Raw genomic sequence first — 12432 nt, forward strand, 5'->3', positions numbered from 1 at the left:
GTGAATTCACGACATCACATCCACGACAAGCCCTTTCAGCCGTATGATCTTATTCGTCACCGCAATGCGGTCCTTCTGTGTCTTGCGGACGAGCCGATAGAGCGCGTCCAGTTCCGTATTGATGACCTTGACGATCTCATACTGCTTTGTGCGCGAGAGGCCGACTTTCTTGAGACGGTACGCATCGGTGGAGACGCGTTTGGTGAGCTCGCGTATGAGGTCGCGGAAACGCTGATACTGTTCGAGCGACGGTTCGCGGTCGAGGGCATCGCCGGCAGTGTCTATTTCGCGCTTAAGGTCATCGAGCGATAATGAGAATTCTTCGAATACGACCGCTTCCTGCTTTTCGAGCGCCGCACGGAAATCGGCGGAGCCTGTTTTCGATGATGTCGCGGATGGTTTCTTCCGTTCATTGATGCGGCGCTGCTGTGAGAATGCATCATCGACACGCATGTGCGTTCACCCCTTGGTGGCTTCGGAAAAACTGACACCGCTTATACCGAGGCAGATGAATCCGGCTATGACCTGGGGAATGAGCCCGATGACGAAGTGTGCAAGTATGGCGACCGATGCCGCGTCCTCGGGGACAATGCCGCAGAGGACGAGGCCGAAGATGGCGGCGAATTCATACGTGCCGATGCCGCTCGGCGCCGAGGGGATGGAGAGGCCGAGCCCGGATATGCACATCACCCAGAGCGCGGCGAGATACGGCGAGGGAAGCGCGCGCCCGAACGGGAAGGCGAAGAGAAGTATCATGAGGCTTGCGCTGATGAGTATCCAGTAGATGACGGTGATGCCGGTCATGATAGGAACGCTTCCGGGCGCGGGCTTGAAACCGATGCCGTCGACGAATTTGTGAAGGACGGCGATGACCTTCTCGGAGAACTTCTTCGGCAGCGGTTTGAGGAAGAACGAGACGACACCGAACGCCGTGGACCGCCCGACGCGGAGGAATATCATGAACCCAAGGAGCGCGAGGACGGCGAGAAACCCGACGGTCGTTACCTTCCGCACGTCTATGGCGGGCGCCGACTTCATGCCGAGGAACGATGCGACGAGGGAGAGCGCCTCCTTCGTATTGCGGAGTATCTCCGGTGAGATGAACGATATCACGAACAGTATGCCGACAACGGTGAGGCCATCGATGATGCGTTCCATGACGATGCTCGCGAAGGCCGATGTTTTGCTGATGCCCTCTTTTTTTCCGAGGAGATACGGCCGTATTATCTCGCCGAGCTTTGCCGGAAAGATGTTGTTCGCCATATAGCCGATATACGTCGCTTCGATGAGCGTGCTCGTGCGTATCTTCGCATTCACCGGTATGAGATACCCCCAGCGTATCCCGCGAAGCGCGAGTGCCGCGATCTGCACCACAACGGCGATGAGCACAACGAACCAGTTCGCTGAAAGGAGGCTCTGCCAGATCTTGCCGAAATCGAGCGTGCGGAACGTTATGAAGATGAATACCGCGCTTATCACAAGCCCGACGATGAGCTGAATGAGCATGGAGTACGATTTTTTGGGAGATGAACCCTTTTTCACGGGCTTCTTTTTCATGTGTTTTCCTTACTATTGTCCTGCCATGATAGGTCAATGGGGGCTATTGTCAAGAGCGCGCTCGTGCCCGAATTATCATGTAAGAAAAATGCAACCACAGAGGGAAAACGGAGAGCACAGAGAAATGCGGGTTTTTAGTTTTCACCAATCGGGTGATTTCATTTTTTATTTTTGCTCTCTGTGCTTTCTCCTGCGTTTCTCTGTGGTTTTTCCTGATTTATATGATGCGCTGGGGCGTGCGCGGCTACAGATCCCACACCGAATGCGTGAGAATACCCTCTCCCGGCTTGCATTCCCCCGTTTTTTTGCAGAGGAGGGTAATCCCCTCGCGGAGACCCACCGGAAGCATGTCGTTGAGCCTGCTCCGGAATCCTGATGCTGGTATCTTGTAGTAACGATCGCCTACCGTGCGGAACGGCTCTTTCCGGCCGTAATCATAGCCGTCCGCGTACACGACAGAAAGCCCGTAATGGCCGATCACTTCACGGAGCGCACCGTACGTGAACACCGATTTGTGATCGGGGACGATGCCGAACACGCCGTTCGTGTCCTCGAGAAAGCGGTTGCCGGCGCGGTAGCGTATCGAAGGGAAATAGTTCATGAGCGAAAGACCGAAGGCGAGGAACACACGATTATAAATGCACGCGAGGTTGGGCGTCGTGATGTACACATACCCGCCCGGTGCGAGCGCCCTTGACGCGGATGCTATTACACCGTCCGGGTTATACACATGCTCGAGCAGTTCGCCGAGGATGATAAGATCGAATTTGTCCTTCGTCTTGAAATCGGATGCGTCGCCTTTCAGGAACGGCTTGTAGCCGTGAAGCTCCTTGGGCGATGCATTCAGTATCGTCACCGTCGATGACGGGAGCGTTGCCGAGAACCAGCGTCCGGTGCCTTTGTTGCCGCCGACATCGAGCACCTTTTTCGGCATGGCGTGCATCGAGCGCATAGCGCGGAGAAATTGCAGGAATCGCTTTTTTGCCGAGATATGCGTGTGACCGCCAGTCTCACAGTCGGCGAGGAATACCAGTTCCGCATCCGTATCGACGCGTGCGTTGCGCGTGTCCCATGTCATTTTCATTCTGGGAGTATATCCCGCTATGGGACGCAGTCAATCCCTGCGTTCAGCGAATGGTCAGCGTATCGGCGTATTGAGCGCCTCATGCTCTTTCGCCGTATACTTGAAATGCCACCATTCACCGCTGTAATTTTTAAACCCGCGCTTTTCCATCGTCTTAAGAAGAAGCATACGGTTCGATAATACCAGCCCGCTTGCGTTCATCGTATTCGCCTTGGTGCTGAACTCATCGTATCCCGTTCCCATGACAAGTTCTTTTCCGGCTTTATCCACGAGCGTAACATCGATCATATTGCCGCATACATGGCCGTATCGCGTGAGGGGATTTATCGACCCGGGGATATAGATGCCGATGAGGCTGCGCTTTCCGGCGGCGAGCGCCCACTCTATCATCTGCCATTCGGATGACATCGGGCGATAGGCGTCATATATTTTCAGCTTCAGCCCCTGCGGCTTCAGGTCGTTCTGCACGAGCGAGAGCGCGTCCGCTGCCTCCTTTACGCACCATGCCTTGGCGGCGTAGAAACCGTTGTGAATGACGCCGAGGAAATTATTCGTCGTGGCGTACCGTATATCAAGGATGATATCCGGTATCACCGTGCGTATCTCGACGAAATCCGCCGGCATATCGTTGGCGGCTGACAATGAACCTGCTATGCATATCGTCGCGATGATCATCGTTATTTTCATACTCACTCCCCTGAATGATATACACTCGAAAAAACCGCTACTTTGTGATCGCCGCGTGCATCGCCGTGAACATGGCATCCCACTGAGAGTTCCAATAACTCCAGTCATGGATGCCGTTCGTCTGCACGATGAATTCCGCACGTATCGATGTTCCCTTGAGCGCATCGCGCAGCGCATCGAGCTGATCGGGCCTGACCGATGTATCCCGTCCGCCGTGGCCGATGAACAGCGCCGTGCCGGTAAGATTGCTTACAAGCGAAGGCGATATGCAATTATCCTTCTGCCAGCGTTCCGGGAATTTGTCGCGCTTGCCGTAGACGACCTCATGTATCTTGTATTCGCCTTCCGATGTCTTCAGCCGCATAAGATCGAACGTGCCGGACACGCTCCCCGCGAACGCGAATTCCGGATACAGCTCCGAAACGAGCACTGCGCCCCGTCCGCCGGTGGAGTATCCGATAACGGCGGTATGCGCGCGGTTTGTGTGCACGGAATATTTCTTCCGCATGTGCGTGAGCACCGCTTCTCCTATCCAGCGTACGCCCGGCGCCATTCTCCAGCCGCTTATCGTTTCCGGGTAGAAGGTGCTTTCATACACCGTCTGCCCCATGTTCGGGACGGCGATCACGACGCCGTACTTGTCGGCGAACGGTCCGAGATCGCCCTTCTGCCGCCACAATGCCGGCGAGTGATTCCAGCCGTGAAGCGCAATAACGAGCGGATATTTCCTCGCCGTTTTGTTCTTTGTATATCCCGCGGGCAGATAGACTTCCATTCCTGTGGTTGCGGCTTTCCCGTCGATGGTGCCGTTGACCGTTACCTTTGTCAGCCAGCCGTCCGCTGCGCATGCCGTTGCGGCTGCGAGAATGAATGCGAGCACTGAGCGCATCATGCGTTCACTCCTGCCCAAGAACATGGAATTCGGAGAGCGCGAGATCGTTCCATTTTGTCCCTTTGTAGATGGAGTTCACGGTGAGCTTTACCCACGTGCATTTCTTCGGCGAGGGAAGCATGAACGTGGACTCCGTGGGCGTATCGTTGAACGTGATCGGCATTTCGCTGCCGTCGGAGAACTGTATCAAAGCCGTCTTTATGCGGTTGTTCATCGTATAGAGATCGCCGAGATCGTCGATGCGGCGGAAACCGTTGGAGAATTCAAAACCGGTCACGGTCTTTTCTTTCTTAAAGCTCATTTTTATCCATTCTTTCTCGCCCCCGGCGGGCTTGGTGACCGGCTGCCACGATGTCCAGAGATTGTCGTCGATGAGATTGTCCGGCGTGAACGTATACTGCTTCCAGTTGCCCATCGATGATGATGCCGTCAGTGCCACACCGGCATTGGCGATGCGGAATCCGTTCGCGGGGACAAAGCGGGTAAGCTCGCTCGCTTTCCGTCTCGCCCACATCACTTCTGCGCTTCGGTTCAGTTTTTCATATGCCCGCGCGAGGCCCTCATATGCCGGTCCGAAATTCGGATCGCGCTCGATGGCTTTCTGGAAAAAGCTCACTGCGAGTTCGCCGCCGCCGAGATTAAGCGCGCTCGCACCCCTGTCGGTAAAGCTTTTCGCATCATCGGATTCCGCGGCGGTCGCACGCCGTGCAACGCCGAAGTCGGCACGCTCAATGAGCTGTCTGAGATAGGACTCAACGCGGCTGGACTCGGCGATATCGACGATATTGCCGATATCGTTGATAGCCCCGTTCCCGTCAACGGCGAACACCACCCAGAGCCCGCCTTTCTGATTCGCCGGTACGGAGTATGAGCGGATAAGCGACTGCCCTACATAGACGAAAACTTTCGCCTTGCTCACATCGGAAAGTTTGCGATTCCCGTAGCTGCCGTTCGCCGAGTAATTATGCACAGCGAAGACATACTTTTCACCCTGTCGCCGGCGCTGTATGGTGATCGTCTCCGGGCCGAAGGAACTTGTGTCATCCACGTCAAGGAACGCATCGCTCCCTGTTTTCTTATTGAAGTTGATGTGATTGTTCGGATAGACCACATGCAGGTCAAGATCGTTCGGTTCTGCACCCCAGGAAAGCACCACTCGGAACGCATCCATTTGCAGGAGGATCTCACTGACAGCATACGACATGCCGGTGCATGGCCCTTTCGCGGTGAGTGTGGAATACCCTTCCTTCTTAATGATGAGGGAAACCGAACCGTCATCAGGGAAGGCGGAACGAACGACGGCTTTTCCTTCCGCATCGGTCCTGGCCGCAACGGAGGGCTGCCCTTCTTTCTGCAGTGTAACTTCCGCGTCGGCAACGGCCTTGTCTTTGATCGTGGCGCTTAATACGCGAACAGTGATGTCATATTTTTTCTGTGCGGATGCCGTGCTGTCGCCGGCTGTCGAAACGACCGCGGTGCCTTGCGGCTTCATCATCAATGCAAGCTGATCGTCCTTTTTCAGCATGATCGAAGTTACTGCAAGTATCTCAGCCGACTGCGTATTGACAAGTCGTCCGTTGATATCGACGGACGTTCCCATGTCGGTGATGGTCCCGATGAGGAGAGCATCAACGCCGAGTATGCGTCCGAGTTCCTTGATGGAATTGCCGTCCATCATTCCCGTATTCTGCAGCGTAAGCTCTCGTAAGACCTCGTTCAACTTGTTGCGCTCGATGACCTTAAGGCCTTCGATGCGGAAGATCTCGAAAATGAGCTTTTCGGACAGATATCCGCCGAACAGGAGCTTTGCCCCGCTCAGCTCGGTGAAGTCAAGTATCGCGACACTTTTTGCGTTCTTGTTCTTCATGGACCGCGATATCTGATTCGCGATCTCGACAATGCCGTCCTGAAGACGATACTCTGCTGCCGTGCACAACGACGAGAGCAAAACGATGATGACTGCGCTTTTCAATACCCTATTCATATTACAACCCCCTGCTGATCGATATGACCCGGAACACGGGGGATTATATCACGGCGGTAATGGTTGTCAAGAAAAAAACGGAATGACTAGAATATCTTTGCGAACGCCTTCTTTTCCGCGCCCTCTTCCTTGAACAGCCCCATCTTGTAGAGCAGGCGCGTGACCGCGAGCGTAAAGCCGCCTTTGATCGGCGTCTTCGGGAACAGTTTCACAAGCGGCGTGCGCTTCTGTATGGAGAGGAGCACTTTGTCCTCGTCGCTCAGGATGGGGCCGAGGAGATAGAGCGGTTCGGAGATATCGAATTTTCCCATGACCTTTTTCATCTCGCGATAGAGGTTCACCGCCCAGTCGATATTCCTGACGCGGTTGACGAGGAGGTTCATATTGTCGCAGAGATGGTTCGCGCTTATCACCTTGATGACGCGGTAGAGGTCGGTGAGCGCGGTCACTTCGGGGTTGGCGACGAGCACTATCTCGTTCGATATCCCGTAGAATTTCAAAAGCTCCTGGCGAATGCCCGCCGCGTGGTCGATGAGGATGAAATCGTAGGTCGAGCGCAGCACCTCGATATCGCGTATGAGGCGGTTGAAGTTGTATTCGTTCTCGTACTGAATGAAGCTCAGTATGTTCACGCCGGCGGATATCACATCAACGCCGTAATCGCTTTTCAGGATGGCCTTTTCGATGGGGATGGCGTTCTCGAAGTAGCGCTGAAAGAGGTTCTCGGGCTTGACATGGAGCAGGATGAAGACGTTCGAACAGTTGATGTCCATATCGAATACGAGCACTTTATTGCCGCGGCTCGCGAGCTCCACCGCCATATTGACCGCGGTGAAGGTCTTGCCTACGCCGCCCTTGCCGCTGGTGAATGATATGACCGTTCCCATAGCCTATGTTCCCGTGAGCTTCGTGAGCACTTCGGAGACCTTCGTCTGTACGTTCTCGTCCCAGTCGAGGATCATGTCCTTGAGCTTGCGTATCGCGGCAAGGCGCTCCTCGCCGGCGAGGTCGGCGGACGCGAGCATATCGAGCCCTTTGATGCGTTCGGCGGGCTTGGCGCTGTCGAGGAATTTAATGTATTCGTCCATGTGTTTCCCGGTAAAATTGATTCTACCAGAAGGCGATGAAAAAGCAAGCTTTTCTTTGTCCTCATGTGAGGATCCGGGGATCGGCCGCCGCGTGCTTACCGATGCATTGTCTTGCTTTTTGGGTGGTAGTGTAGTATAGTGTAGGGGTGCAGCGAATCCGTATACAGCGCACCAGCGCGCGGGCAGTATGCGAGAATTAACCAGTTTTAACATCAACACGATAAAGATCATGACGCATCTCCTTGCGCATGATGCGGTGACCGACGAGGCGATCGAGACATTGCGTCTGCTCGAGCTCGATTATTATTCGCTGCTCGATAAGAACAAGATACTCGAAGAAAAGATAAATATTGATAATAAGACCAACCTGCTCAAGTACAGCGACGATTACCTGACGATAATCCTCAAGACGGCCTCACGGATACTCGACCGCCCCGTGCTACGTGATGCATACAACGTCGCCTACATACGCTTCGATATCGACGATTTTTCCATCATCAATAATAAATACGGGCATGATAAGGGCGATATCGTCCTCATCGATTTCGCCACGATACTCAAGGAGAATTCACGCCCGACCGATTATACCATACGCTACGGCGGCGAAGAATTCGATGTCATGCTCCCTGCCACCGACATCAAGGGCGCAAGCGTATATCTCAATAAGATATTCAATGAGATCGATAAGATCTCCTACAATTTCGATACGTCCCCGATCAAATTCGGCGTGAGCGCCGGCGTGAGCCTCCTGTGCGTGAGCTATGCCAACTTAAAGCGCATCGATGCCGGCCAGATGCGCGATGCATATAAGACGCTGCAGAAAGAAGCGGATGATGCGCTCTACGATGCGAAGCATGCGGGAAAGAACCAGTACAAGGTATACGATAAGGATGTCGATTATAAACGCATCCGCGAGGCGTACGCCGCGTCCAACAAAGGGCATACGCCGGTCTGACAGCACCCCGAATTCCTGCATCAGCGGGTTGACAAACCGGCACGAACATACGATAATGTCGCCCCTTCCGGGAATTTGTTCACTGTCAAAACGAGGTTGAAGAATGTTCGCGCATCTCTCTTTTCAATTCATCTTCTCCCTCGTGATGATACCCCTCCTCCTTGCCGTCAATTTCATCATACACCGCAAGCGCGAATCGTTCTTTCAGGGGTACGTGAATTTTCTCAAGAAAGCGTTCCTGCCGCTCGGCATCGTGCTCATAGCGCTCACCGCCTTCCTCGGCTTTTTCGCTTCACGCATGCAGGTGAAGACCGACTTCCTCGACCTTCTCCCGGAAGACACGAAGAGCGTCGCGATGATCAACAGGATACGCAACGACATGGGCGGGCTCGGGTTTGTCGTGCTCGCGTTCGAGGGCTATGACCCGGAGAAGAACGCCGTCGATCTCGACACGAGCCGCCCCGGCGAGAATCGCTACAGCAGCAATATGATCGCGTTCGTGAACGCCCTTGCGAAAAAGATAAAGGAATATCCCGATGTGCGTTTCGTTCAGCACAAGCTCGACCTCTCGTTCTTCACGAAGAACCGCTATCTGTTCATGGACGTGGAAGACCTCGTCGAGGTGCGCCGGCGCATCGCGGACCATATCGAATTCCAGAAACGGAAGTCCAACCCGCTCTATATCATGTTCGATGAGGAAAGCGAACCGGGGCGTCGTCTCGATGTGAGCGATATCCGCGCGAAATACGATGCACGCTACGGCGGAAGCTCCAACCGTACGTTCCGGCCGTACTTTTACAGCGATGACAAGCGGATAACCGCCATGCTCATACGGCCGAAGACGCTCGCTTCCGATATCGACAATTCCCGGCTGCTCCTTGCGCGCATCACGAACGATGTCGATGTGTACCGGGAGCGCTACGGCCTCGGGAGCAATTTCACCGTCGGGCTCGGGGGGCTCTATTCCGGCACCATTGAGGATTACGACCTCTTCTTCAACGACCTGAACCAGACGGGGCTTCTCGCGGGGATATTGATATTCATCGTGCTCATGCTTTTTTTCAGGAACATATCGTCCTCGGTCGCCGTTACGCTTCCGCTCGGTATGGGCATCATCTGGACCATCGGTCTCATTCAGCTCACCGTGGGTTATTTCAACGTGATATCGAGCTTTACCATGAGCATACTGGGCGGGCTCGGCATAGAGATAGCCATCCATATACTTTCGCGCTATCGCGAGGAGAAATCCCGCGGCTATGATGTGTTCGAAAGCCTGTACCGCGCGCTCGAATCGACGGGCGATGCGGTCATCGCCGCGGCGTTCACATCGACGGTGGCGTTCTATTCCATCGGACTTACCGGCTTCAGGGGATTGTCCGAATTCGGCTACACTGTCGGCACCGGCATGGTCGTGAGCATACTCGCGATATTCACGCTCCTTCCCATCCTCATCATACTTGCCGAGAAGATACGCCCCATTAAAGTAAGGTCCGTTACCGACGAGGATGAACGCGAGTATGTGCGTACGCACGATCACTTCCCGTATGCGCGTATCGTCGTCGGCGTCATGGCGGTGCTCATAATCGCGGCACTCGTGTTCTTCCGCTGGCCGGGCTTCGAATTCGATTTCAACAAGATGCGCGGGGACTCCAATAAGACCATGCGCGTTGAGGCGAAGCTCAATAAGCTCGCCGATACCACGGCAAGCCCCGCGGTATTCCTCGCGAACGGTTTCGCCGAGGCGGTCGCCATCGAGCGTGAGATAGAACGGCGCATGAAGCTCCCCGATACGGATACGAACGCGATACGCAATGTGCTTAAAGTGCAGTCGATAAAGCAGTTCGTCCCCGACCGTCAGCCGGAAAAGCTCGCGGTGCTCGCCGGTATGCGCGATGACATCAAGTATGCGAACGACGTGCTCTCCTCGGTGAAGGGGGCGGCGGCGAAAAGCATCGCCGAACACCGGCGCATGCTCAATGCGTCCGGCGTATCGCTTGCGACGCTCCCCGACGAGGTGATGCATAATTTCAGGAGCACGGTGAACACGAACATCTATTTCGTGCTCGTGTATGCAACATCGCATATCGGGGACGGCCGTGCGATAAAGGACTTTTCCCGCGAAATGAGGGGCATATCGCTTAACGGCAGACCGATGACCGAGGTGTCGGGGCTCAATATGGTATACGCCGATATGTTCTCCATCGTGGAGCGCGAGGGGTGGTGGGTGCTGGCACTGACGATACTCGCCATACTCATCGTGGTGTATATCAATCAGCGGAGCCTCAAGGATACGGTCGTTATTTTCGTCGCGCTTACTTCCGGGCTTGCGCTCTTTTTCGGGCTCGCCACGGTATTCGGCGTGAAGCTCAATTACATCAACATCCTCACCATACCGGTCGTCATCGGCATCGGCATTGACAGTTCCGTCCATATGATACGCCGCTATCGCGATGAACCGGCGCTGGGCGTCATGCATGCGATAAAGACCACCGGTATGCCGGTGTTCGTGGGGGCGCTCACCAATGCGCTCGGCTTCGGCGTGCTCGCGCTCGCGAACTATCGTGCGCTGCGCGGCATCGCTTACCTTATTATCATAGGTATGATATCATACGTCATCATCGCACTGGTGCTCTTGCCCGCGATGATACAGATAGCGTACGCGGACCGTTCGCGCGCGAAGGGGGCATGACCGATGGAAACGAAGGACGTACCCATGAACGATACGGCAGCGGAACGGTTCACCGTACGGATAAAGGAGTACGAAGGCCCGCTCGACTATCTCCTCGACCTCATACGCCGTTCGGAGAAGAACATCTATGAGATATCGCTCACGGAGATAATCGAACAGTTCCTCGCCTATGTCCGCACGCTCGCCATGCTCGACCTCGAGGTGACGAGCGATTTCCTCGTCATGGCGGCGGAGATGCATTACATCAAATCGAAGATGCTCCTGCCGTTCGACTACGGGAAGGATCTCAAGGACAAGGAAGACCCCAAGCAGAAGCTCGTGGCGCAGCTCCTTGAATATCAGAAATTCAAACTGTCCGCGGAGACACTCGATGAGCTCCAGAATGCGGAGGATGCCATCATCGAGCGCAGGGACAGACAGAAGGTGCTCCCGCTCACGCCCGAGGGGACGGATGACCCCAAGGATGCGTGGCAGGAGGTGGGGCTCTATGAGCTCGTTACCGCGTTCGCGCGCATGTTCCTCTTCGTCGACAAGAACGACCTTGCCGCGATGGATGTGAGCGATTTCAATCTGCCCGACGCCATCGAGCTCATTCGCATCAAGTCGCGCGAGACCGAACGTTTCCCCTTCGCCGAGCTTATCACCGAGCGCATGACGCGGCGGCATCTTATCGTATTCTTCCTCGCCATCCTTGAGCTCATCCGCGACCGGCAGATAGCCGTCAGGCAGGAACAGCAGTTCAAAGAGATATACATCTTTTCAGTACCGTCACCGGAGCAGACGTCATGAGCAAGAAAGAGAAGAACCCCGAATCGGATATCGCAGCGCAGACGGAGGATGTGCTCACCGCGCTCGATGTCATGCAGCCGGGAGCGGCCGAGGCAGCGGCGGAAGAGGGCGTCATCAGCGCGGAAGCGCTTGCCGACGCCGCCATGGCCGCGAAGGTCATCGAAGCGATCATCTTCATCGAAGGGAGCATGTCGCTGCACAAGCTTCACCGGATACTGCGCATCGAGAAGGAGCGCATCCGCTCCGTCATTGCGTCCATCAACGAGCGCAACGAGGCGTCCGGGAGCGGCATCGAGATAATAGAAGTGGGCGACAGCGTGAAGATGATACCGTCGCAGCGCATCTATCCGATATTGTCCAAGGTCTACGGCAGGAAGAAGAAAACGAAACTTTCGCGCACGATACTGCAAACGCTCGCCATCATCGCCTATCGGCAGCCGATAACGAAGGCAGAGATAGACGATATACGTCAGGCGGACAGCGGCAAACAGATATCATTCCTCATGCAGGAAGGGTTCGTCGAGTACAAGGGGAGAAAGGACATCCTCCATAAGCCGCAGACGTTCGGCACCACCGAGGCGTTCCTCATCCATTTCGGTCTGCGTTCGCTCGAGGACCTGCCCAAGCTGAGAGAGCTCAAGGAATTGGACCTGAACCGCGCCGACGAATGATCCCTGCGGGGGAGTGTGTTCCCGTTGGGGGACATG

The 12432-nt window shown here is 55.1% G+C and carries 12 protein-coding genes; 4 read left to right on the forward strand and 8 right to left on the reverse strand.

Annotated elements, in window-relative coordinates; genetic code table 11:
- Positions 1–6 precede the first annotated feature (6 nt).
- From AABZ39_04110 to AABZ39_04145, 8 genes are all read right to left on the reverse strand, one after another.
- The gene (locus tag AABZ39_04110) at positions 7–453 is read right to left on the reverse strand and encodes a YaaR family protein (GenBank protein MEK6793935.1); all 447 of its coding nucleotides are present in this window, start codon (positions 451–453) and stop codon (positions 7–9) included.
- Between the two features lie 6 nt (positions 454–459).
- Positions 460–1557: a lysylphosphatidylglycerol synthase transmembrane domain-containing protein gene (locus AABZ39_04115; protein MEK6793936.1), complete on the reverse strand. Its 1098-nt coding sequence runs from the start codon at positions 1555–1557 to the stop codon at positions 460–462.
- Between the two features lie 244 nt (positions 1558–1801).
- Positions 1802–2641, reverse strand: a complete 840-nt coding sequence (locus tag AABZ39_04120) for a class I SAM-dependent methyltransferase (protein ID MEK6793937.1) — start codon at positions 2639–2641, stop codon at positions 1802–1804.
- 54 nt (positions 2642–2695) lie between these two features.
- Positions 2696–3328 (reverse strand): M15 family metallopeptidase, encoded by a 633-nt coding sequence (locus AABZ39_04125; GenBank protein ID MEK6793938.1) that lies wholly within the window; start codon positions 3326–3328, stop codon positions 2696–2698.
- Between the two features lie 37 nt (positions 3329–3365).
- Entirely contained in the window at positions 3366–4220 is an 855-nt protein-coding gene (locus AABZ39_04130) for an alpha/beta hydrolase-fold protein (GenBank protein MEK6793939.1), read from the reverse strand.
- A gap of 4 nt (positions 4221–4224) precedes the next feature.
- Complete coding sequence (locus AABZ39_04135) at positions 4225–6204, reverse strand: FlgO family outer membrane protein (protein ID MEK6793940.1); 1980 nt, start codon at positions 6202–6204, stop codon at positions 4225–4227.
- Between the two features lie 86 nt (positions 6205–6290).
- Entirely contained in the window at positions 6291–7091 is an 801-nt protein-coding gene (locus AABZ39_04140) for an AAA family ATPase (GenBank protein ID MEK6793941.1), read from the reverse strand.
- 3 nt (positions 7092–7094) lie between these two features.
- A complete protein-coding gene (locus AABZ39_04145) occupies positions 7095–7292 on the reverse strand; it encodes a hypothetical protein (GenBank protein ID MEK6793942.1) in 198 nt (65 codons plus the stop codon).
- A 187-nt stretch (positions 7293–7479) separates the two neighbouring features.
- Between AABZ39_04145 and AABZ39_04150 the strand changes: the two genes are divergently transcribed.
- The 4 genes from AABZ39_04150 (at position 7480) to scpB (ending at position 12396) form a co-directional block, all read left to right on the forward strand.
- Positions 7480–8247, forward strand: coding sequence for a GGDEF domain-containing protein (locus tag AABZ39_04150; protein MEK6793943.1), 768 nt, complete (start codon positions 7480–7482; stop codon positions 8245–8247).
- Positions 8248–8350: 103 nt separating this feature from the next.
- Positions 8351–10936: an efflux RND transporter permease subunit gene (locus AABZ39_04155; protein ID MEK6793944.1), complete on the forward strand. Its 2586-nt coding sequence runs from the start codon at positions 8351–8353 to the stop codon at positions 10934–10936.
- A 3-nt stretch (positions 10937–10939) separates the two neighbouring features.
- Positions 10940–11725 (forward strand): segregation/condensation protein A, encoded by a 786-nt coding sequence (locus AABZ39_04160; GenBank protein MEK6793945.1) that lies wholly within the window; start codon positions 10940–10942, stop codon positions 11723–11725.
- The gene (gene scpB / locus AABZ39_04165) at positions 11722–12396 is read left to right on the forward strand and encodes an SMC-Scp complex subunit ScpB (GenBank protein MEK6793946.1); all 675 of its coding nucleotides are present in this window, start codon (positions 11722–11724) and stop codon (positions 12394–12396) included. The genes AABZ39_04160 and scpB overlap by 4 nt, the downstream gene beginning before the upstream one ends.
- Positions 12397–12432 lie beyond the last annotated feature (36 nt).

The organism is Spirochaetota bacterium (assembly GCA_038043445.1).
Classification (GTDB): domain Bacteria; phylum Spirochaetota; class Brachyspiria; order Brachyspirales; family JACRPF01; genus JBBTBY01.